At 70.6% G+C, this 22,595-nt stretch carries 19 protein-coding genes; 16 read left to right on the top strand and 3 right to left on the bottom strand.

Features of this window, described 5'->3' with window-relative positions:
- The first annotated feature begins 21 nt into the window (after nucleotides 1-21).
- The 10 genes from A4U64_RS07520 to secA all read left to right on the top strand — a co-directional run bounded on the left by A4U64_RS07520 (nucleotide 22) and on the right by secA (nucleotide 13,278).
- On the top strand, nucleotides 22-1,506 hold the full coding sequence (locus A4U64_RS07520) for an amino acid permease (protein WP_065922403.1): 1,485 nt from the start codon (nucleotides 22-24) through the stop codon (nucleotides 1,504-1,506).
- Between the two features lie 46 nt (nucleotides 1,507-1,552).
- Nucleotides 1,553-2,215, top strand: coding sequence for a TetR/AcrR family transcriptional regulator (locus tag A4U64_RS07525; protein ID WP_029544617.1), 663 nt, complete (start codon nucleotides 1,553-1,555; stop codon nucleotides 2,213-2,215).
- 58 nt (nucleotides 2,216-2,273) lie between these two features.
- The gene (ahcY, locus tag A4U64_RS07530; protein WP_006942661.1) at nucleotides 2,274-3,761 is read left to right on the top strand and encodes an adenosylhomocysteinase; all 1,488 of its coding nucleotides are present in this window, start codon (nucleotides 2,274-2,276) and stop codon (nucleotides 3,759-3,761) included.
- A gap of 31 nt (nucleotides 3,762-3,792) precedes the next feature.
- Nucleotides 3,793-4,458 (top strand): dTMP kinase, encoded by a 666-nt coding sequence (locus A4U64_RS07535; protein ID WP_029544615.1) that lies wholly within the window; start codon nucleotides 3,793-3,795, stop codon nucleotides 4,456-4,458.
- A 5-nt stretch (nucleotides 4,459-4,463) separates the two neighbouring features.
- Nucleotides 4,464-5,141: an MtrAB system response regulator MtrA gene (gene mtrA, locus A4U64_RS07540; protein ID WP_006942670.1), complete on the top strand. Its 678-nt coding sequence runs from the start codon at nucleotides 4,464-4,466 to the stop codon at nucleotides 5,139-5,141.
- Nucleotides 5,138-6,889: an MtrAB system histidine kinase MtrB gene (mtrB, locus tag A4U64_RS07545; protein ID WP_084648611.1), complete on the top strand. Its 1,752-nt coding sequence runs from the start codon at nucleotides 5,138-5,140 to the stop codon at nucleotides 6,887-6,889. The genes mtrA and mtrB overlap by 4 nt, the downstream gene beginning before the upstream one ends.
- The gene (gene lpqB / locus A4U64_RS07550; protein ID WP_065922405.1) at nucleotides 6,886-8,658 is read left to right on the top strand and encodes an MtrAB system accessory lipoprotein LpqB; all 1,773 of its coding nucleotides are present in this window, start codon (nucleotides 6,886-6,888) and stop codon (nucleotides 8,656-8,658) included. The genes mtrB and lpqB overlap by 4 nt, the downstream gene beginning before the upstream one ends.
- 43 nt (nucleotides 8,659-8,701) lie before the next feature.
- Entirely contained in the window at nucleotides 8,702-9,349 is a 648-nt protein-coding gene (locus tag A4U64_RS07555; protein WP_065922406.1) for a ComF family protein, read from the top strand.
- A gap of 255 nt (nucleotides 9,350-9,604) precedes the next feature.
- Entirely contained in the window at nucleotides 9,605-10,279 is a 675-nt protein-coding gene (gene hpf / locus A4U64_RS07560; RefSeq protein ID WP_006942687.1) for a ribosome hibernation-promoting factor, HPF/YfiA family, read from the top strand.
- Nucleotides 10,280-10,488: 209 nt separating this feature from the next.
- Nucleotides 10,489-13,278 (top strand): preprotein translocase subunit SecA, encoded by a 2,790-nt coding sequence (gene secA, locus A4U64_RS07565; protein WP_044476285.1) that lies wholly within the window; start codon nucleotides 10,489-10,491, stop codon nucleotides 13,276-13,278.
- A gap of 44 nt (nucleotides 13,279-13,322) precedes the next feature.
- Here secA and A4U64_RS07570 read toward each other — a convergent pair whose 3' ends face one another.
- The gene (locus A4U64_RS07570; protein ID WP_037201793.1) at nucleotides 13,323-13,826 is read right to left on the bottom strand and encodes an Rv3235 family protein; all 504 of its coding nucleotides are present in this window, start codon (nucleotides 13,824-13,826) and stop codon (nucleotides 13,323-13,325) included.
- 196 nt (nucleotides 13,827-14,022) lie between these two features.
- Here A4U64_RS07570 and A4U64_RS07575 point away from each other — a divergent pair, with 196 nt between their 5' ends.
- The 6 genes from A4U64_RS07575 (at nucleotide 14,023) to A4U64_RS07600 (ending at nucleotide 20,199) form a co-directional block, all read left to right on the top strand.
- Nucleotides 14,023-14,472 (top strand): HAD-IA family hydrolase, encoded by a 450-nt coding sequence (locus tag A4U64_RS07575; protein WP_065922407.1) that lies wholly within the window; start codon nucleotides 14,023-14,025, stop codon nucleotides 14,470-14,472.
- The gene (locus tag A4U64_RS07580; RefSeq protein WP_029544608.1) at nucleotides 14,469-15,881 is read left to right on the top strand and encodes a WS/DGAT/MGAT family O-acyltransferase; all 1,413 of its coding nucleotides are present in this window, start codon (nucleotides 14,469-14,471) and stop codon (nucleotides 15,879-15,881) included. The genes A4U64_RS07575 and A4U64_RS07580 overlap by 4 nt, the downstream gene beginning before the upstream one ends.
- Nucleotides 15,882-15,884: 3 nt before the next feature.
- Entirely contained in the window at nucleotides 15,885-16,397 is a 513-nt protein-coding gene (locus tag A4U64_RS07585; protein ID WP_006942694.1) for a DUF6912 family protein, read from the top strand.
- A 106-nt stretch (nucleotides 16,398-16,503) separates the two neighbouring features.
- Nucleotides 16,504-17,634 (top strand): ferredoxin reductase, encoded by a 1,131-nt coding sequence (locus tag A4U64_RS07590; protein ID WP_050035462.1) that lies wholly within the window; start codon nucleotides 16,504-16,506, stop codon nucleotides 17,632-17,634.
- Nucleotides 17,635-17,669: 35 nt separating this feature from the next.
- Nucleotides 17,670-18,902: a fatty acid desaturase family protein gene (locus A4U64_RS07595; RefSeq protein ID WP_006942699.1), complete on the top strand. Its 1,233-nt coding sequence runs from the start codon at nucleotides 17,670-17,672 to the stop codon at nucleotides 18,900-18,902.
- Nucleotides 18,903-18,963: 61 nt separating this feature from the next.
- On the top strand, nucleotides 18,964-20,199 hold the full coding sequence (locus A4U64_RS07600) for a fatty acid desaturase family protein (protein ID WP_006942700.1): 1,236 nt from the start codon (nucleotides 18,964-18,966) through the stop codon (nucleotides 20,197-20,199).
- A 79-nt stretch (nucleotides 20,200-20,278) separates the two neighbouring features.
- On the opposite strand, the gene rsgA is transcribed toward A4U64_RS07600, so the two are convergent.
- Both rsgA and aroA read right to left on the bottom strand, forming a co-directional pair.
- Entirely contained in the window at nucleotides 20,279-21,298 is a 1,020-nt protein-coding gene (gene rsgA, locus A4U64_RS07605) for a ribosome small subunit-dependent GTPase A (protein ID WP_006942701.1), read from the bottom strand.
- Entirely contained in the window at nucleotides 21,265-22,551 is a 1,287-nt protein-coding gene (gene aroA / locus A4U64_RS07610; protein ID WP_198163407.1) for a 3-phosphoshikimate 1-carboxyvinyltransferase, read from the bottom strand. The genes rsgA and aroA overlap by 34 nt, the downstream gene beginning before the upstream one ends.
- Nucleotides 22,552-22,595 lie beyond the last annotated feature (44 nt).

Genomic DNA, 22,595 nt, shown 5'->3' on the forward strand with positions numbered 1-22,595 from the left:
CCGGAGAAAGGGGAGTGCCCGATGACCGAGACCGGCGGCGTATCCCGCAGCGGACTGTTCCGGACCAAGTCGGTGGAGCGATCCATCCTCGACACCGACGAACCGGATTCCCGTCTGCGCAAGGACCTCACAGCGTGGGACCTGATCGTGTTCGGCGTGGCCGTCGTCATCGGCGCCGGCATCTTCACCCTCACGGCCCGGACGGCCGGGAACGTCGCCGGCCCGTCCGTGTCCCTCGCGTTCGTGCTCGCGGCTGTGGCCTGCGCGCTCGCGGCGCTGTGCTACGCCGAGTTCGCGTCGACCGTGCCCGTCGCCGGGAGCGCCTACACCTTCTCCTTCGCGACGTTCGGCGAGTTCGTCGCATGGATCATCGGCTGGGACCTCATCCTCGAGTTCGCTCTCGCCGCCGCCGTGGTCGGCAAGGGCTGGTCGCTGTATCTCGGCGAGGTGCTCGGCGGCCTGTCGCCGGTGGCTTCTCTCGGGCCCGTGAAGGTGGACTGGGGTGCGATCCTGATCGTCGTGGTGATCGGCGTACTCATAGCCACGGGCACGAAGCTCTCCTCGCGCGTGTCGCTGGTGATCACCTCGATCAAGATCGCCGTCGTCCTGTTCGTTGTCGCCCTCGGTGTCTTCTACATCGACACCGACAACTACACCCCGTACGTCCCGCCGTCGGAATCTGCCTCGACCGGTGAGGGCCTGCGGCAGTCGCTGTTCTCGTTCCTCACCGGGGCCGGGGGCAGCACGTTCGGGTGGTACGGCCTGCTCGCCGCGGCGAGCCTGGTGTTCTTCGCATTCATCGGGTTCGACGTGGTCGCCACCACCGCGGAGGAGACGCGGCATCCCCAGCGGGCCGTGCCCATCGGGATCCTGGGCTCCCTCGCGATCGTCACCGTGCTGTACGTGGCGGTGAGCCTCGTCCTCACCGGGATGGTGAACTACAAGGAACTGGCCGGAGACGAGTCGACGCTCGCGACGGCGTTCGCGCTGAACGGGATGGACTGGGCCAAGAACCTCATCTCGGTCGGTGCCCTCGCCGGCCTGACCACCGTCGTGATGGTCCTGATGCTGGGTCAGACCCGGGTGCTGTTCGCGATGGCACGCGACGGCCTCGTCCCGCGACGGTTGTCGCACACCGGCCGGCACGGGACCCCGGTGCGGACGACCGTGCTGGTGACGGTCGTGGTTGCCGTCCTCGCCGGCCTCATTCCGCTCGGCACCCTCGAGGAGATGGTCAACATCGGGACGCTCTTCGCGTTCGTCCTGGTCTCGATCGGGGTGATCGTGCTGCGCCGGACCCGTCCGGATCTCGAGCGCGGATTCCGGGTGCCCGCGGTGCCGCTCGTGCCGATTCTCGCGGTACTCGCGTGTGTGTGGCTGATGGCCAACCTGTCGGTGGAGACGTGGTTGCGGTTCGTGGTGTGGATGGTGATCGGCGTGGTCGTCTACTTCACCTACAGTCGCCGGCACTCGGTACTGGCGGAACCGGCGGCGCCGCGCCGCTAGCTCCATTCGTGTTGACGGGACCCGCCCCGCGTGAAAACGTCGCGGCATGTCGATCGTGCACGAATCGTCCCCCGCCGGGGAGCCCCCGCGAGCCGGGGAACCCGAGGACCGGCAACGCGTACCGTTCCACGAGGCCAGCCGGATGCTGCTGCGCAACTCGGTGCTCGATGCCATGCGGGACCTGCTCACCGCCCGCGACTGGTCCGCCGTCACCATGACGGACGTCGCCCGGGGCGCCGGTGTGAGCCGGCAGACGCTCTACAACGAGTTCGCCTCGCGGCAGGGCCTGGCCCAGGCGTATGCCCTGCGCCTGGTCGATCAGTTCGTCGACGCCGTCGACGACGCGATCTACAGCCATGTGGGGCAGGCGCGCGACGCCCTCGTCGAGGGATTCACGTCGTTCTTCGTCGAGAGCAGCGCCGACCCGCTGATCCAGTCGCTGCTGCGCGGCGAGGCCAAGCCCGACCTGTTGCGGTTGATCACCACGGATTCGGCGCCGCTCATCGAGCGGGCCTCCGCCCGGCTGTCGGAAACCTTCCAGCGCAGCTGGGTCCAGGCGTCCGCGTCGGATGCGGGCATCCTGGGCCGCGCGATCGTGCGCATCGCGATGAGCTACATCTCCATGCCGCCCGAGTCCGACCGGGACGTCGCCGCGGACCTGGCGGAGCTGCTAGGGCCGTTCATCGATCGCTCCGCCCGGCACGACTGAGCAGCGAGTTGTATAGCCTGTTGGCAGAACCGACTGACAACAGGAGAGGCATTCTCACGTGTCCGACACCAAGCTCGTGGCCGACCAGCTGAATGGGATCGACTTCAAGGTCGCCGATCTGTCCCTCGCCGAATTCGGCCGCAAGGAGATCCGGCTGGCCGAGCACGAGATGCCCGGCCTGATGGCGCTGCGCCGCGAGTACGCGGAGGTGCTGCCGCTGAAGGGCGCGCGGATCTCCGGCTCGCTGCACATGACCGTCCAGACGGCCGTGCTGATCGAGACGCTCGTCGCGCTCGGCGCCGAGGTGCGCTGGGCCTCGTGCAACATCTTCTCGACCCAGGACCATGCCGCCGCTGCGGTCGTCGTCGGCCCGCACGGCACCGTGGAGGCCCCGCGCGGTGTGCCGGTGTTCGCGTGGAAGGGCGAGACCCTCGAGGAGTACTGGTGGGCTGCCGAGCAGATGCTCACCTGGCCCGCCGCCGCCGACGGGACACCGCGGCCGGCCAACATGATCCTCGACGACGGCGGTGACGCCACCATGCTGGTGCTCAAGGGCGCGCAGTTCGAGAAGGCGGGTGTGGTGCCGCCGGTGGACGAGGAGCACGACTCCGCCGAGTACCGGGTGTTCCTGGCGCTGCTGCGCGAGTCCCTCGCGCAGGACGCGAAGAAGTGGACGGCGATCGCCGAGTCGGTGCGCGGCGTCACCGAGGAGACCACCACCGGTGTGCTGCGGCTGTACCAGCTCTCGGCCGGCGGCGACCTGGCGTTCCCCGCGATCAACGTCAACGACTCGGTCACCAAGAGCAAGTTCGACAACAAGTACGGCACCCGGCACTCGCTGCTCGACGGCATCAACCGCGGTACCGACGTGCTCATCGGCGGCAAGGCCGCCCTGGTGTGCGGCTACGGGGACGTCGGCAAGGGCTGCGCGGAGGCGCTGCGCGGGCAGGGTGCGCGCGTGTCCGTCACCGAGATCGACCCGATCAACGCGCTGCAGGCGCTGATGGACGGCTTCGATGTCGTCACGGTCGAGGGCTTCATCGAGCAGGCCGACATCGTGATCACCGCGACCGGCAACAAGGACATCATCACCTTCGACCACATGCGCCGCATGAAGCACCAGGCGATCCTGGGCAACATCGGCCACTTCGACAACGAGATCGACATGGCCGGCCTCGAGCGGGCGGCGGACGTCACCCGCATCAACATCAAGCCGCAGGTCGACGAGTTCCGTTTCGCCGACGGGCATTCCATCCTCGTGCTGTCCGAGGGCCGGCTGCTCAACCTCGGCAACGCCACGGGCCATCCGTCGTTCGTGATGAGCAACTCGTTCGCCAACCAGGTGATCGCCCAGATCGAGCTGTGGACCAAGCCGGACGAGTACGACAACGAGGTCTACCGCCTGCCCAAGCACCTGGACGAGAAGGTCGCCCGCATCCACGTCGAGGCCCTCGGCGGCGAGCTCACCAAGCTGTCCAAGGACCAGGCCGAGTACATCGGGGTCGACGTGGAGGGCCCGTACAAGCCCGAGCACTACCGGTACTGAGCACGGTAGCGAGGATCGCAGGACACCGCCGATGGGCGCGTTGATCGTCGTGGAGGGGCTCGACGGGGCCGGCAAGCGGACACTGTCCGCCGGCCTCGTCGAGGCTTGGCGCGCTGCGGGATTCGTCGTCGCGACGCTCGCGTTCCCGCGCTACGGCGTGTCGGTGCACGCCGACCTCGGTGCCGAGGCCCTGCGGGGCCGGCACGGTGACGCGGCCTCGAGCATCGAGGCGATGGCCCTGCTGTGGGCCCTCGATCGGCGCGACGCCGCCGACGAGTTGCGGAAGCTCCTGGCGGACAACGACATCGTGCTGCTCGACCGGTATGTCGCGTCCAACGCCGCCTACACCGCCGCGCGGCACCACGAGGACGGCTCGGGGCCGTCGGTGGAATGGGTCCGCGAGCTCGAGTTCGACCGGTTCGCGCTACCCGTACCGGATCTGCAGCTGCTGCTGCGGGTGCCCGTGGAACTGGCTGCGCAGCGGGCCCGCAGTCGCGCCGCTGCCGACACGGCCCGCGATCGGGACGCGTACGAACGGGACTCGGGTCTGCAGGCCCGGACCGGGCAGGTGTACGACGACCTCGCACGCCGACAGTGGATGTCGCCGTGGCGGGTTGCCGGACCCGACGCCGATCCGCGACAACTCGCCGCCGAGATCTCAAATCAGCTTCACCACGGTCGAGGAGTGACACGATAGAAGCCATGAAGCCGAGGATTCTGGTTGTCGACGACGACACCGCGCTCGCCGAGATGCTCACGATCGTCCTGCGGGGCGAGGGATTCGAGCCGTACGTGGTGGGTGACGGTTCGCAGGCGCTGAACGCGGTCCGGGAGATCCGGCCCGACCTCGTCCTGCTCGACCTCATGCTCCCGGGCATGAACGGCATCGACGTGTGCCGGGTGCTGCGGGCCGACTCGGGCGTGCCCATCGTGATGCTCACCGCCAAGTCGGACACCGTGGACGTGGTGCTCGGGCTCGAATCCGGCGCCGACGACTACATCGTCAAGCCGTTCAAGCCCAAGGAACTCGTGGCCCGGGTCCGGGCGCGGCTGCGTCGCACCGAGCAGGAACCGGCCGAGGTGCTCTCCATCGGCGACATCGCCATCGACGTTCCCGCCCACAAGGTCAGCCGCGGGGACGAACTGATCTCTCTCACGCCGCTCGAATTCGATCTGCTGGTGGCGCTCGCGCGCAAGCCGCGGCAGGTGTTCACCCGTGAGGTGCTGCTCGAGCAGGTCTGGGGCTACCGGCACGCGGCCGACACCCGCCTGGTGAACGTCCATGTGCAGCGGTTGCGCGCGAAGGTCGAGAAGGATCCCGAGAATCCCGAGGTGGTGCTGACGGTGCGTGGCGTCGGCTACAAGGCCGGACCGCCGTGATCGGTGGGTACCGACTGCGGCGGCGGATCACGAGGAGGACCCTGCCGCTGCTGAGGTGGTCACGTGCGGTGAGCAACCGGCTCGCCCACACGTGGCGGCGATCGTTGCAGCTCCGGGTCGTGGTCTCGACCCTGTCGCTGTCGTTGATCGTGATGCTCGTCCTCGGTGTCGTGCTCACCAGCCAGATCACCGAGCGGCTGCTCGAGGTGAAGATCAACGCCGCCACCGAGGAGGTCGAGCGCTCCCGCGCACTCGTCGAGGGCCAGCTCGCCGGCGCCGACGACTCCGGTTCGCTGCAGGTACGGCTCGACGGGGCCGCCGCGGCATTGACCAACCGCGGCAGCGAGGCCGGCCAGGACACCGGCGTCGCGGGCACCTTCGACCCGGTGCTGATCGTGCCGGGCGACGGACCGCGCGCCCCGACGTCGAGCGGTCCTGCCGACCAGATCCCCGAGAACCTGCGCGCCTTCGTGCAGAAGGGCCAGATCTCCTACCAGTTCGCGACCGTGTCGGATCCGGACGGTTACTCCGGTCCGGCCCTGATCGTGGGCACCCCGACGGCGTCGGACATCTCCACCCTCGAGCTGTACCTGGTGTTCCCGCTGGCGGGCGAGGAGAACACGCTGTCGCTGGTGCGGGGCACGCTGCTCGTCGGCGCCGGCGTGCTGCTCGTGCTGCTCGCCGCGATCTCGATGATCGTCGCGCGCCAGGTCGTGCTGCCGATCCGCTCGGCGTCGCGCATCGCGGTCCGGTTCGCCGACGGCCGCCTCAAGGAACGCATGCCGGTGCGCGGTGAGGACGACATGGCGCGCCTGGCCATGTCCTTCAACGAGATGGCCGAAAGCCTGTCGCGGCAGATCACGCAGCTCGAGGAGTTCGGCAACCTGCAGAAGCGGTTCACCTCGGACGTCAGTCACGAGCTGCGGACCCCGCTGACGACGGTGCGGATGGCCGCCGACCTGATCCACGACGGCAGCGACGAACTCGACCCGTCCCTGAAGCGGGCCTCGGAGCTGCTCGTCACCGAGCTCGACCGGTTCGAGAGCCTGCTGGGCGATCTGCTCGAGATCAGCCGTCACGACGCCGGCGTCGCCGAGCTCGCGGCCGAGCAGCTCGACCTGCGGATGTGCGCCCGTGCCGCGGTCTCCACCGTCCGGCACCTCGCCCGCGAGAGCGGGACCGAGCTGATCGTCGACCTGCCCGGCGAACCCGTCACCGCCGAGGTGGATCCGCGCCGCGTCGAGCGCATCCTGCGGAACCTGCTCGCCAACGCCATCGACCACGGGGAGGGAAAACCCATCCTGTTGCGCCTGCGCGCCGACGACAACGCCGCCGCCTTCATCGTCCGGGACCAGGGCGTCGGCCTGCGTCCGGGCGAGGAGAAACTCGTCTTCAACCGGTTCTGGCGCTCGGACCCGTCGCGAGTCCGGCGGTCCGGCGGAACCGGTCTCGGCCTGGCGATCAGCGTCGAGGACGCCAACCTCCACAACGGCAAGCTCGAGGCGTGGGGCGAGCCCGGCCAGGGGTCCTGCTTCCGGCTGACCCTCCCGCGGGAACGGGGACGCAAGGTCGGCCGCAGTCCGCTGCCGCTCGTTCCCAGCACGGTCCGTGCGGTCCAGGGCCGCCCGCTGCCGGGAGCGGCCGCGCCGGCCGAGGCGGAGCCGGCGGATGCCGGGACCGGCGACGACGCCGGGACGGCCGCGGATTCGGCGCACGTGCCGGTCCCGCCCGAAGGAGCCGCCACATGAGGGGCACGAAGACGATCCTCACGGCGATGCTCGGCCTGACCGTCGCCGTGTCGGGGTGTGCCAGCCTGCCGGACTCGTCGTCGCCGCAGGCGGTCGGCACCATCGCCCGTGAGCCCACCACCACCTCGGTCCCCCCGCCGGCACCGGGCCGGGAACCGGACCTGCTCCTGCGCGACTTCCTGCGCGCCAGCACCGACCCGGCGAACCGCCACCTCGCGGCCCGGCAGTTCCTCACCGCCGACATGTCGGCCGGGTGGGACGACGCCGCCAGCGCGACGATCGTGGACAAGGTCGACGTGCTGCCGGAGTCGCGCAGCGCCGAGCGCGCGACGTACGTCATCCGCGCCAACCGGGTCGGGCACCTGGAGGAGGGCGGAGTCTACCGCGCCGACGAGGGACCGTTCGAAACCAGGATAACGCTCGTGCTCACGGGCGGCGAGTGGCGCATCGACGAGATGGGACCGGGCGTCGTCATGGACCGCCCGCAGTTCCTCAACGGCTACCAGCGACGCTCGCTGTACTTCGTCGACCCGTCCGGGCGCACGGTCGTGCCCGACCCCCGCTGGATCGCCGCGACCCAGGACCAGACCGCGGCACAGCTGATCGACCTGCTCATCGAGGGCCCGAAGGCGGCCCTGGCACCGGCCGTGCGCACGGAACTCGGCTCCGGGGTGTCCGTGCGGGGGCCGATCACCAAGGCCGACGGCCGCACGACCCAGGTCGGTGTCGGTCTCGGGGGCGTCCGGATCGACTTCCTGGGGTTGAAGCCCCTGGGCAAGGAGAGCCGCGAGATGCTGGCGGCACAGGTGATCTGGACCCTCGCCAACGCCGAGATCACCGGGCCCTACGTGCTGCTCGCGGACGGTCAGCCGCTGGACGAGCGGTTCCCGAACGGCTGGACCACCGCGGACGTGGCGTCGATGAACCCGCTGGCCACCTCGAGCGCCACCATCGGCCTCCACGCCCTGCGGGGCGGCGGGCTGGTCAGTGTCGCCGAGACCGGGGTGACTCCGGTGCCCGGGGCCTTCGGCGCCGCGACGACCCTGCGCTCGGTCGCGCTGTCGCACGACGGCGAGCTCGCGGCCGCCGTCGCCGACACCGGGCGTCCCGCCCCCGAAGCCACCGCCGAGCTGCTGATCGGCCCCTACCGCGACGGGACGGCGGCACGTGCCCTGCAGGGCGAATCGATCACGCGGCCGACGTGGGCGCTCGACGACAACTCCGTGTGGGCCGTGGTCAACGGCACGAACGTGGTGCGCGTGGTGCGCGAGCCGGGCACCGGCCGGGTCACCGTCCTCCCCGTCGACGCCGGCTCCGTGCGGGCCGTGGGCAACGTGATCAGCGATCTGCGGCTTTCCCGCGACGGCGTGCGCGCGGCGATGATCGTGGACGGCCGCGTGTACGTCGCGGTGGTCGTGCAGAAGTCGAACGGCGAGTTCTCGCTCACGACGCCGCGGGAGATCGCCATCGGCCTCGGCAGCCCGGCGTTGTCGCTGGACTGGAGCACCCCGGACACCGTGGTGGTGGCACGGTCCGCCTCCGACGTGCCCGTCGTGCAGGTCGCGGTGGACGGCTCCCGCATGGACGCCCTGCCGAGCCGGAACCTCACCCCGCCCGTGGTCGCCGTCGAGGCGTCGACGACCTCGGAGTTCGTGGCCGACTCGCGGGCGGTGTTCCAGCTGAACAACGCCGATCCGGCCGGCGACCGGTACTGGCGCGAGGTACCCGGCCTGACCGGGCTGCAGGCGGTCCCCGTCCTGCCGGGCTGACGGTCCGGCGCGGGATGTCGGGGCCGGCGGCCACACTGGCGCGGTGCTGACCTCGCTGCTGGATCTGGTGCTGCCCGTCGAGTGCGGCGGTTGCGGACTCGCCGGCGTCGGCTGGTGCCGGCGCTGTGCCCGGGAACTGGCGGACGTGCCTGCACGGGTCCGGCCCCGGGTCGATCCCGGCGTGCCGGTGTGGGCGCTGGGGCCGTACCGCGGCGCCCGCCGTCGCGCGGTGATCGCGGCCAAGGAACACGGCCGGCGCGATCTGGCCGGCCCGCTCGGCCTCGCGCTGGCGACCGCCGTGTCGCGGTTGCGGCGCTGGGGCGAGCTGCCCGCCGGACCCGTCGTCGTGGTGCCCGCCCCGACGAGGGCGCGGGCGGCGCGGTCACGCGGCGGCGACCCGGTGACGCGCGCGGCGCGCGTGGCCGCCGGCCACGACCGGCGGCTCGAGGTCTGCGGCCTCCTCGGCACCGGGCGCGGCGTCCGGGATTCGGTGGGGCTGTCGGCCGCCCAGCGGCAGCGCAACCTGGCCGGCCGGGTGCGGATCCGGACGGCGGCGGGTCCGCCGCCCGGGGCGGCGGTGCTGCTCGTCGACGACGTCGTCACCACCGGCGCCACCGCGGCGGAGTCGGTGCGGGTCCTGCGGGCCGCGGGCCATCGCCCGTGCGGGGTGCTGGTGATCGCCGCCGCGTAGCGAGCCGGAGGGCCCTGCGCCGCGGGACGTGGGTCCGCGAGAAAGGGGACATCGGTCCTGCCACGAGGTGACCACGGCGTGAAATTCGACGGAACGGTGGCACTCCCCGCCGTTCCGTACTACCGTCGCCCTCAGACCCGAAAACACAGGTAGCGGGCGCAAAACGCCCCTGACCGTCGTGTCGGGCGGAGCGCGTTTCGCGCTCGTCGATCATGCCGGCGCGCGAGCTGCGCCGGCCGTACTCGGGAGGTACGAGTGACGATCCCTTCGAAGTCCAAGGTTCCCGCTGCAGAGGCCGAAGCCGGTACTGCGGAGTCCAACGGTCCCCGCGCCGACATCGTCGTCAAGGGGCGCAACGTCGAGGTCCCGGATCACTTCCGGGTCTACGTGTCCGAGAAGCTCGCTCGGCTCGAACGTTTCGACCCGACGATCTTCCTGTTCGATGTGGAGTTGCAGCACGAGCGCAATCGCCGGCAGCTGAAGAGTTGTCAGAGAGTCGAGATCACCGCTCGGGCCAAGGGACCGGTGGTGCGCGCGGAGGCGTCCGCGGACAGTTTCTACGCCGCCTTCGAGTCCGTGACGGACAAGCTGGAGTCGCGGTTGCGTCGCACGAAGGACCGCCGCAAGGTGCACCACGGGGAGAAGACCCCCGTCTCGGTCGCCGAGGCCACCGCGCAACTCGCCAAGGACGACTCCCTCGGCATCTCACCGGAGATCTCGCTGGAACAGCACGAGCCCGAGCCCACAGGTCCGGGCCGGATCGTGCGCACGAAGGAGCACACGGCCGAGCCGATGACCGTCGACGACGCGCTGTACGAGATGGAGCTGGTGGGGCACGACTTCTACCTGTTCCACGACAAGGAGACCGACAGTCCCTCGGTCGTCTACCGCCGGCACGCGTTCGACTACGGATTGATCCGGCTGGTGTGACGACCGCACCGCGGAGCGGCGGCGCCTCGCGCGCCACCCTGCCGAGCGGTCGCCCGTCGTCACCTCGCTGAAAGACCGCCTACCATGGAATCCGGCCGGGGTCGATACAGGCCTCGGCCGGATTTTCGTTGCCCGTGCTGTACCCGAGATTGAGGACGAACACGCCCGTGCTGTCGCTGTCGAAGCTGCTCCGAGTCGGTGAAGGTCGCATGGTCAAGCGGCTCAAGCACATCGCCGACCACGTCGATTCCCTCTCACCCGAGTTCGAGACGCTCACCGACGAGCAGTTGCGGGCCAAGACGGACGAGTTCCGCCGGCGTTACCAGGACGGCGAGACCCTCGACGAGCTGCTGCCCGAGGCGTTCGCGACGGCCCGCGAGGCGTCGTGGCGGGTGCTGGGCCAGAAGCACTACCCGGTTCAGATCATGGGCGGCGCGGCACTGCACTTCGGCAACATCGCCGAGATGAAGACCGGTGAGGGCAAGACCCTGACCTGTGTGCTGCCCGCCTACCTCAACGCCATCGCCGACGAGGGCGTGCACGTGGTGACGGTCAACGACTACCTCGCCAAGCGCGACTCCGAGTGGATGGGCCGGGTGCACCGGTCCCTCGGGCTCGAGACCGCGGTGATCCTGTCCGGCCTCCCGCCCGCCGAGCGGCGCGCCGCGTACGCCGCGGACATCACCTACGGCACCAACAACGAGTTCGGCTTCGACTATCTGCGCGACAACATGACGCACTCGCTCGACGATCTCGTGCAGCGCGGCCACAACTTCGCGATCGTCGACGAGGTCGACTCGATCCTCATCGACGAGGCCCGCACGCCGCTGATCATCTCGGGCCCGGCCGACGCGTCGAGCAAGTGGTACGCCGAGTTCGCGCGGATCGCGCCGCTGCTGAAGAAGGACGTCCACTACGAGGTGGACATCAAGAAGCGCACCATCGGCGTGCACGAGGCGGGGGTGGAGCTCGTCGAGGACCAGCTCGGCATCGACAACCTGTACGAGGCGGCGAACTCGCCGCTGGTGAGCTACCTCAACAACGCCATCAAGGCCAAGGAGCTGTACCAGCGCGACAAGGACTACATCGTCCGCAACGGCGAGGTGATCATCGTCGACGAGTTCACCGGCCGCATCCTCGTCGGACGGCGCTACAACGAGGGCATGCACCAGGCCATCGAGGCCAAGGAAGGCGTCGAGATCAAGGCGGAGAACCAGACGCTCGCCACGATCACGCTGCAGAACTACTTCCGCCTCTACGACAAGCTCTCCGGCATGACGGGCACCGCCGAGACCGAGGCCGCGGAGCTGCACCAGATCTACGAGCTCGGCGTGATCCCGATCCCGACGAACAAGCCGATGGTCCGCGCGGACCAGGGCGACCTGATCTACAAGACGGAGGAGGCGAAGTTCGCGGCCGTCGTCGACGACGTCGCCGAGCGCCACGCCAAGGGCCAGCCGGTCCTGATCGGCACCACCAGCGTCGAACGCTCCGAATACCTGTCCAAGCAGTTCACCAAGCGCGGCATCCCGCACAACGTGCTCAACGCCAAGTTCCACGAGCAGGAGGCGACGATCATCGCCGAGGCCGGCCGGTCCGGCGCGGTGACCGTCGCCACCAACATGGCCGGTCGCGGTACCGACATCGTGCTCGGGGGCAACCCGGACATCCTGGCCGACGTGGAGCTGCGCAAGCGGGGTCTCGACCCGGTCCACACGCCCGAGGAGTACGAGGCGGCCTGGGACGAGGTGATCGAGCGGATCAACGCCGAGGTCAAGGCCGACGCCGACAAGGTCCGGGCGGCGGGCGGCCTGTACGTCCTCGGCACCGAGCGGCACGAGTCCCGCCGTATCGACAACCAGCTGCGCGGCCGTTCCGGCCGGCAGGGCGATCCGGGTGAGTCGCGCTTCTACCTCTCGCTCGGCGACGAGCTGATGCGCCGCTTCAACGGCGCGGCGCTCGAGTCGATCATGACCCGCCTGAACCTGCCCGACGACGTGCCGATCGAGGCGAAGATGGTCTCGAAGGCCATCAAGAGCGCGCAGACGCAGGTCGAGCAGCAGAACTTCGAGATCCGCAAGAACGTCCTGAAGTACGACGAGGTGATGAACCAGCAGCGCACCGTCATCTACGACGAGCGCCGCCGCATCCTCCGCGGGGAGGACCTCGAGGGCCAGGTCGAGCACATGATCGCGGATGTGGTCACCGCGTACGTCGACGGCGCCACCGCCGAGGGCTACGTCGAGGACTGGGACCTCGAGCAGCTGTGGACGGCGCTGAAGACCCTCTACCCGGTGGGCATCGACCACAAGGAACTCACCGTCTCCACGAACGGCGAGCCCGCGGACCTCAGCCGCGAGGAACTGCGCGAGGCCCTGCTGGAGGACGCGCGCGCCGCGTACGCCCGCCGCGAGGCGGAGATCGACGCCGTCGCCGGCGAGGGCGGCATGCGCGAGCTCGAGCGCCGCGTCCTGCTGTCGGTGCTCGACCGCAAGTGGCGCGAGCACCTCTACGAGATGGACTACCTCAAGGAGGGCATCGGCCTGCGGGCGATGGCGCAGCGCGACCCGCTCGTCGAGTACCAGCGGGAGGGCTACGACATGTTCATCGGCATGCTCGAGGGCCTGAAGGAGGAGTCCGTCGGATTCCTGTTCAACCTGCAGGTCGAGGCGGCGCAGCCGCAGCCGGCCCCGGGCGTCAGCGTCACCGCCGCGTCCGCGGCCGTCACGGCGCAGGCCGCCCCCACCCTGGCGAAGCCTGCTCCCGCCCCGGCACCTCCTGCTCCCGCGCCCGCTCCGGCCGCGCTGCGCGCGAAGGGGCTCGACGAGGACGAGGAGCGCAACCTCACCTACACCGGGCCGGCCGAGGACGGCAGTGCCCAGGTGCGGCGCAGCCCCGCGACATCGTCGCCGGCCGCGTCCGCGCCCGGGACGACGGGCACCCGCCGGCAGCGCCGGGAGGCGGCACGCAAGCAGACCAAGGCGCAGCGCCGCCGCTGACGACCCGGTCCGGGCCGGAGCGCCGGCCCGGCCGCGTCGTCCGGTCAGCCCAGCCACACGGTGGTGATCAGCCAGCCGTGTGGCGTCCGGCGTGTCGTGGGATGGCGCGAGACCCGGCCGGCCAGCGCGAACACGCGGTGGCCGCGGCCGTAGGAGCCGAACAACTCGGCGGTGTCGGCGTCGACCGCGCGCAGCCGGGTCCGCAGGAGCACCGCGGTCCCCGTGTCGCCCGACTTCGCCACGGCGGCGACGGTCGCGTGCAGCGACGAATGCAGCACCGCGGCGAGTTGGGTCTCCGGGCGGCGCCGGTCGGCCACCTCGAGGATCAACCGGGCCGCGAGGTCGGCGAACCGTCGCGCCGCCGGATCCACCTCCGGCAGCGGCCGGCCGGCCGGCGGCGCCGAGGCGCGCACCGAGCGGCCGTCGTGCGGGGTGAGGCGGCGCCGCGCGTGCCGGCGATGCGGTCCGGCCGGGCAACAGCGCTGCACCGGCGGCTCGAACGGAACGATGCGCCGGACGTAGTGGGCGTCGCCGTGCGGAGATGTCATCGGTTCTCCCGGATCCAGGGGGGCGACGTCGGCGCGGAACGGCCGACGCCCGGTGTGCGGACCCCGGGAGAGGACGGAGTCGCCGGTCATGGTGCCACATCCGCGCCGAGGAGGCGCGAGCATGGCGGGTCCGGTGTCGCCGCGTCGTTCGGGCTGTTGCATCGCCGAACCGGTGCTCGCGAACTAGGGTGAGGCGATGCGTGGACTGGTGCTCGATTTCGGTGGGGTGCTCGCGGGCCCCGGCACGGACGCGGCCGCGCTCGGTGGGGTGCTCGCCGAGGTGCGCCGGCGCGGCGTGCGCACCGCGATCCTCAGCAACGATCCGGGTGGTCCCGCGGCCGGCCCGCTGCGCGATCTCGGGCGCGGCCGGCTGGTGGACGAGGTGGTGCTGTCCGGAGACGTGGGCACCGCCAAACCGGACCCGCGCAGCTACCTGCTGGTGGCCCGGCGTCTCGGGCTCGAACCGTCGGCGTGCGTGTTCGTCGACGACCTGCGGGTGAACGTGGACGGCGCGGTCGCGGCGGGGATGGTCGGCGTGCATCATGCCGATGCCGCCGATGTGGTGGCGGAATTGACGGTGCTGTTCGGCCTCGGCGAGTCGTCGCGGGCCGGGGCGCCGCGGGACGAGGGGGATGTCGGGCGATGACCAACCGGATGTCGGCTCAGGACGCGTCGTTCTACTTTCTGGAGACGAGCAATACGCCGATGCACATCGGCTCGCTCGCCATCCTGGAGCAGCCGCGCGGTGGGCTCGACTACGAGGACGTGCTGCGGCTGGTGGAGCGACGTCTCGCGGCGGTGCCGCGGTACCGGCAGAAGGCCCGCGAGGTCGCGCTCGGCCTGGCGCGGCCCGTGTGGGTCGACGACCGCGACTTCGACATCACCTACCACGTGCGGCGCTCGGCATTGCCGCGGCCCGGCTCCGAAGCGCAGCTGCACGACCTGTTGGCCCGGCTGATCTCCCGTCCTCTCGACCGTTCGCGCCCGCTGTGGGAGATGTATCTCGTCGAGGGCCTGGCCGGCGACCGGTGCGCCCTGTTCACCAAGACCCACTCGGCCCTGGTGGACGGCGAGGAGGCACTCGAGATCGGGCAGGTGCTCTTCGAGCCCACCGAGACTCCCCGGGTGGATCCGGAGGAGCTGTGGATGCCGGAACCGGAGCCGAGCGACTCGGCGCTGGTGTTCGGCGCGCTCGCGGAGCTGGTGGCCCGCCCCGGCGAGGCCGTGTCGGGGTTGCGGGCGGCCGTCGGCGATCTGGCCGCCACCGCCGGCGAGGCGCTGGATGTCGTGGGCCGGTTGGCGCGCACCGCCGCCCAGTCCGCGCCCGGCAGCCCGCTGAATGCCTCGATCTCGCGCAACCGCCGGTTCGCGGTGGTCAAGGCCGATCTCGAGCTGTACCGGAAGATCCGGGCCCGCTACGGCTGCACCATCAACGACGTCGTGCTGGCGGTGATCGCGGGGGCGCTGCGGTACTGGCTGCTCTCACGCGGGGAGCCGCTGACGGAGGCGACGGTGGTGCGGGCGATGGTGCCGATGTCGGTGTACACGCAGGACCCGGATGCGCCCGACGAGGGTGGGGACGTGTCCGCGGCGGGGCCGCGCGGGGAGGTCTCGACCTTCCTGGTGGACCTTCCGGTCGGTGAACCGAACGCGGTCGTCCGCCTGTCCCACATCTCGCACGCCGGGGAGGCCTACTCGCGGCAGGGCCGGCGGGTGCCGGCGCGGTCGATGATGCGGCTGTCCGGGTTCGCGCCCGCGACCATGCACGCGGTCGGGGCGCGTGTCGCGAGTGGTTTCTCCCAGCGCATGTTCAACCTGATGATCACGAACGCACCGGGTCCGCAGCATCCCCTCTACCTCGCCGGGGCGCGGGTGCTCGAGATGTACCCGATCTCGCCCCTGCTGAAGAACCAGGCACTGAGCGTCGCGTTGACGTCGTACGACGGCAACGTCTACTACGGTCTGAATGCGGACCGCGACGCCATGCCCGATGTGGAGGTGCTGACGTCGCTGCTGCACGAGTCGCTCGAGGAGTTGTTGGATGCCAGTAGGTGAGTTGTGACACGGGTGTACGTGCCGGCCACGATCGAGACGTTGAAGCGGTTGGTCGCCGACGGCGAGTTCGAGGCGGTGAGCCGCACCGCGTTCGCGGTCACCCCCGCGTTGCGCGAGGCGTACACCTCCGGCGACGACGAGGAACTCGCCGAGGTCGCGATGGCCGAGGCGGCCCGCGCCTCGTTGCGGTTGCTCGCCGGCCGGGCCGACGACGACCCGGCTCCCGAGTTCGGCCTGCGCCGGGTGGTCGTGGCCGCGGACGTCGACGGGGTGACTTTGCGCCCGGATCTCGACGATGCGGTGGTCCGGCTGCCCGGACCGGTGCCGCTGTCCGCGGTCGCGTCGGTGCACGTGGACCTCGCCGCCGCGGAGCCGGACATCGCCCGTGCCCTCCCGGTCGTGGACGCGGCCGACCTCGGCGACGAGGAGGCGGAGTTCGTGCTGGGCGACGCCGAGGACCACGAACTCGCCTGGTACGCCGCCCAGGAACTGCAGTTCCTGCTCGAGTTGCTCTGAGCCGCTCCCGGCCCCGAGTGTGACGGCTGTCTCGCCGCAACCTACGCCTCCGTAGGGAGCTGGTAACCTACGGAGGCGTAGCCCCTGGACGAGGAGAAGTGATCGGATGGGTCTGAAGGACTGGATCGAGCGGCCGGCGGCGCATGTCGCGACGAGGGACCGATCCGTGTCGAATCTCCTGCGCGGCGCGGCCGCGCGGTTGACGACACCGCTCCTGCCCGACGACTACCTGCACCTCGCCAACCCGCTGTGGTCGGCGCGTGAGCTGCGCGGCCGCATCGTCGAGGTCCGCCGCGAGACCGCCGACTCCGCGACGCTCGTCATCAAGCCCGGCTGGGGCTTCGACTTCGGGTACGCGCCGGGCCAGTACATCGGCATCGGGCTGCACGTCGACGGCCGCTGGCACTGGCGTTCGTACTCGCTGACCTCGTCGCCCACCTGGGACCGCAAGCTCATCTCGATCACCGTCAAGGCCATGACCGACGGTTTCCTGTCGAGTCACCTCGTGAGCGGCGTGCCCGCGGGCACGATCGTGCGGCTCGCCGCGCCCAAGGGCGAGTTCGTCCTGTCCGACCCCCCGCCGCCGAAGATCCTCTTCCTCACCGCGGGCAGCGGCATCACCCCGATCATGTCGATGCTGCGCACCCTCGACCGCCGGTCGCTGCAGGCGCATGCCGAGCTGCCCGACGTCGTGCACGTGCACTCGGCGCCCACCGCCCCCGAGGTGATGTTCGCCGACGAGATCGCCCGCTTCGGTGCGGACCACGAGCAGTACCGCCCGTACGTGCGGCTGACGCGGGAGCAGGGCAAGTTCACCCTCGCCGAGCTGGACACGGTGTGCCCGGACTGGCGGGAGCGCCAGGTGTGGGCGTGTGGCCCGCAGGCGATGCTCGACGACATGGAGCGGTTCTGGGATGCCGCGGGCCTGCCGGAGCGGCTCCATCTGGAACGCTTCGCCGTCACCCGGGCGGACACCTCCGGCGCCGGCGGCACGGTGACCTTCGCCAAGTCGGGCAAGACCGTCACCGTCGACGGTGCGACGACCCTGCTCGAGGCGGGTGAGAGCGCCGGCGCCCTGATGCCGTTCGGCTGCCGGATGGGAATCTGTCAGACTTGTGTGGTGCCCCTGGAGAAGGGGCACGTCGTCGATCTCCGGTCCGGCAAGGAACACGCCGAGGGGGAGCGGGTTCAGACCTGCATCTCCGCGGCTGCCGGAGACTGCACGCTCGGCGCCTGACGCACTACCGACCCGGACCAGGGGGAAGGACCCCGGTGGCAATCACCGACATCACCGAGTTCGCGCACCTCACCGACGCGGACATCGAGGAACTCGGCCGCGAGTTCGACGCGATCCGTCGCGACATCGAGGACACCCGGGGGCTGCGCGACGCCCGCTACATCCGCAACACGATCCGGCTGCAACGCGTGCTCGAGATCGGCGGCCGGGCGGCGCTGTTCGGCAGCCGCCGGCGTCCGCTGTGGCTGCTCGGCACGGGCTTGCTCTCCCTGTCGAAGATCATCGAGAACATGGAGCTCGGGCACAACGTGATGCACGGGCAGTGGGACTGGATGAACGACCCGGAGATCCACTCGACGTCGTGGGAGTGGGACCAGACGGGTCCGTCGCAGCACTGGAAGCGCGCCCACAACTACGCGCACCACACCTATACGAACATCGTCGGCATGGACGACGATGTGGGATTCGGCATCCTGCGGATGACGCGCGACGAGAAGTGGCGGCCGATCAACCTGCTGCAGCCCGTGGCCAACCTGATCTTGGCGGCCACCTTCGAGTGGGGCATCGCCCTGCACGACCTCGGAGCCGAGAAGAAGGCGTGCGGTGTGCCGCCGGGGCAGCGGAACTCCCAGCCCACCAAGGACTTTGCCCGGAAGATCGCGCGGCAGCTGGGCAAGGACCTGGTGCTGTTCCCGGCCATGACGGGCCGGGCGTGGCGCAGCACGATCACCGCGAACCTCACGGCCAACCTGGTGCGGAACCTGTGGGCGTACGTGGTGATCTTCTGCGGTCACTTCCCCGACGGCGCCGAGAAGTTCACCGTGGCGCAGTACGAGAACGAGACGCAGGGCCAGTGGTACCTGCGGCAGCTGCTCGGTAGCGCCAACATCGATGCCGGTCCGGTGATGGCCTTCATGACCGGCAACCTGAGCTACCAGATCGAGCACCACCTGTTCCCGGACCTGCCCAGCAACCGCTACCCGGAGATCGCGGAGCGGGTGCGCACGCTGTGTGCGAAGTACGACCTGCCGTACACGAGCGGTCCGCTCGGCAAGCAGTACCTGCTGGCGCTGCGCACGATCCACAAGCTGGCGTTGCCGGACGCGTGGTTGCGGGCGACGTCGGACGACGCCCCGGAGACCTCCTCCGAGCGCAAGTTCCGGCGTCCCGATCTGCCGCGGGTGCGGTCGGTGGGGGAGCGTCGCGAGGGGCTGGCGACCGCGCTGCAGACATTGCGCGCCGCCAAACGCGCCGCCCGGCGGAAGTGATCTGCCGCACAAGCTACATCTCCGTAACCTACGGACTCGTAACCTACGGTACGGTAGGCGCATGGCCATTTCGGACATCAAGGAGTACGCGCACCTCACGGAGGCGGACGTCGAGGCCCTCGGCCGAGAACTCGACGCCATCCGGCGAGACATCGAGGACTCCCGCGGCGAACGCGACGCCCGCTACATCCGCAACACGATCCGGCTGCAGCGCGGCCTGGAACTCGGCGGGCGCGCGGCGCTGTTCGGCAGCCGCCGGCGTCCGCTGTGGCTGCTCGGTGCGGGCCTGCTCGGCGTCTCGAAGATCATCGAGAACATGGAGCTCGGGCACAACGTGATGCACGGGCAGTGGGACTGGATGAACGATCCCGAGGTCCACTCCGCCAGCTGGGAGTGGGACAACGCCGACCCGTCCGCGCACTGGAAGCAGACCCACAACTACCTGCACCACAAGTACACCAACATCCTCGGCATGGACGACGACGTGGGATACGGCCTGCTGCGGGTCACGCGGGACCAGCGCTGGTCGCCGTTCAACTACGGCAACATCGTCTACAACGCGCTGCTCGCCCTGCTGTTCCAGTACGGCGTCGCGGTCCAGCATCTCGAGCTCGGCAAGGTGGCCAAGGGCCGCGACGACCGCGCCGAGACCAAGCGCAAGCTGCGCGAGGTCGGGGACAAGATCGGTCGCCAGATCGTCAAGGACTACGTGGTCTACCCGGCGCTGACGGGCAAGGCCTGGAAGTCCACGCTGACCGCGAACATGACGGCGAACGTCATCCGGAACCTGTGGACCAACGCGGTCATCTTCTGCGGGCACTTCCCCGACGGCGCCGAGAAGTTCACCAAGGCCGACGTCGACAACGAGTCGCAGGCGCAGTGGTACCTGCGGCAGATGCTCGGCAGCGCCAACATCTCCGGCGGCCCCGTCATGGACTTCATGACCGGCAACCTGAGCTACCAGATCGAGCACCACCTGTTCCCGGACCTGCCGTCCAACCGGTACGCCGAGATCGCGGTGAAGGTCCGGCAGCTGTGCGACAAGTACGACCTGCCGTACACCACCGGCCCGCTCGCGGTGCAGTACTTCAAGTCGTGGCGCACCATCGCCAAGCTGTCGCTGCCGAACAAGTACCTCGCCGACACCCCGGACGCCGCACCCGAAACCGCGTCCGAACGCGGCTTCGGCGGCACCGCCGTGGTGGACCCCGCGACCGGCCGGCGACGCGGTCTGGCGACCGCGATCCGCGAGAACCGCCGGGTCCGCGGCGTGCGCCGCCTCCTGGGCATGCGCTGATCCCGAGCCCGCATCGAGCGCCCGGCGTCCCCGTGACGCCGGGCGCTCGGCGTCGCGGGCCCGTATCACCGGCTCTCGGTCACCAGGTCTCGTTCGCGGCGATCGCGGTCAACAGAGCCCGCACCGCCATCGCGCGGCGCCGGGACTTGCCCTCGAGTTCGTCGAGCGCGCACTCGGGATCCGCAGGCGGGCCCAGGTGGGTGCAGCCGCGGGGGCAGGCCTCCACCGCCTCGGCAAGATCTGAGAAGGCGGCGATCACGTTGTCGGCGCCGATGTGCGCGAGTCCGAACGACCTGATACCGGGCGTGTCGATCACCCAACCACCGCCCGGCAGCGGCAACGCCACCGACTGCGTGGAGGTGTGCCGGCCCTTCCCGACGCCCGAGACCGCCCCGATGGCCCGGTCGGCATCCGGGACGAGTCTGTTGACCAGGGTCGACTTCCCGACGCCGGAGTGGCCGATCAGGGCCGTCACCTTGCCGGTGAGCATCTCCCGGAGTTCCGTCAGGTCCCGATCCTGTCCGGCCAGCATCACGCGGACGTCCAGGTCGGCGAACTGCGCGGTGAACTCGGCCGGATCGGCGAGATCGCTCTTGGTCAGGCACAGCACCGGGTCGAGACCGCCCGCGTACGCGGCGACCATGGACCGTTCGACCAGCCCGGTCCGCGGCGGCGGATCGGCCAGCGCGACGACGATCAGCAGTTGCTCCGCGTTGGCCACGACGATCCGCTCGAACGGGTCGGTGTCGTCGGCGGTGCGGCGCAGCACCGTGGTGCGCTCCTCTACCCGCACGATCCGCGCCAGGGTGTCGGGCCGTCCCGACAGGTCCCCGACCACGGCGACCCGGTCGCCGACCACGACGGGGGTGCGGCCGAGCTCACGGGCCCGCATCGCCACCACCGGCCGTGCCGGATCGCCGCCCAGCACGCAGCCCCACCGACCGCGGTCGACCGAGACCACCATCGCCTCGGCGGCGTCGAGATGAGCCGGCCGGTCCTTCGTGCGCGGACGCGAGCCCTTGCCCGGACGGATCCGGACATCGGACTCGTCGTAGGTGCGCCGGCTCAGGAGCGTGCTCCCGTCAGCATCCCGGCCCACAGCTCGGGGAAGTTCGGCAGGGTCTTGGCGGTCGTGCCGATGTCCTCGACCTCGACGCCGTCGACCACGAGGCCCACGATCGCGCCCGCCGTGGCCATCCGGTGATCCGCGTACGAATGCCAGCGTCCGCCGTGCAGCGGCGCGGGCACGATGTGCAGGCCGTCGGCGGTCTCGGTCGCGGCGCCGCCGAGCTTGCCGAGCTCCGTGGCCAGGGCGGCCAGGCGGTCCGTCTCGTGCCCGCGCAGGTGCGCGATGCCCCGCAGCGTGGACGGGGTCGTCGCCAGCGCCGCGAGCGCTGCGACGGTGGGGGCGAGCTCACCCACGTCGTGCAGGTCGATGTCGAGGCCGCGCAGGCGCTCCGGGCCGCGCACGGTGAGCGTGCCGCCGGACAGGGCGACGTCGGCGCCCATCTGCTGGAGGATGCCGCGGATCGCGTCGCCGGCCTGGGTGGTGCGCTGCGGCCACCGCGGCACCGACATCGTGCCGCCCGTGACGGCCGCGGCCGCCAGGAACGGGGTCGCATTGGACAGATCCGGCTCGACCACGCGGTCCACCGCGCGGATCGGGCCCGGCGCGACCCGCCAGGTGTCGGGCACGGTGGTGTCCACCGTCACCGCGGACTCGCGCAGCATGTCGACGGTCATGTCGATGTGCGGCATGGACGGCACGGCCGCCCCGGCGTGCCGGACCGTGACGCCCTCGTCGAACGCCGCGGCGGACAGTAGCAGCCCCGAGACGAACTGCGACGAGCCGGACGCGTCGATGGTGACGACACCGCCGCGCAGGCGGCCGCGCCCGTGCACGGTGAAGGGCAGGGTGTCGCCGTCGACGTCGGCGCCGAGCGAGCGCAGGGCCTCGAGGACCGTGCCCATCGGCCGCGTGCGCGCCTGCTCGTCGCCGTCGAAGAAGACGTCGCCGTCGGCCAGTGCCGCGACGGGCGGCACGAATCGCATCACCGTGCCGGCCAGGCCGCAGTCCACCCGGGCGCCGTGCAGCCGGCCGGGGGTGACGTGCAGGGTGGTGCCGTCGTCGCGTTCGTCGATCGTCGCGCCGAGTCCGCGCAGGGCGCCGATCATCAGGTCGGTGTCGCGGCTGCGCAGCGCGCCGGTCACGGTCGACGGGCCGTCCGCGAGGGCGGCGAGGATCAGGGCGCGGTTGGTGATCGACTTGGACCCGGGCAGCGTGACGGAACTGTCGACGGGTGACTCGGCTCGGGGCGCACTCCACGGATTCACCCGTCCATCTTCGCCCATCCGCGCGAGGGCCACACCTGCCACACTTCGAAGCCGTGTGCGGC

Source organism: Rhodococcus sp. WB1 (genome assembly GCF_001700945.1).
Taxonomy (GTDB): Bacteria; Actinomycetota; Actinomycetes; order Mycobacteriales; family Mycobacteriaceae; genus Rhodococcus; species Rhodococcus aetherivorans.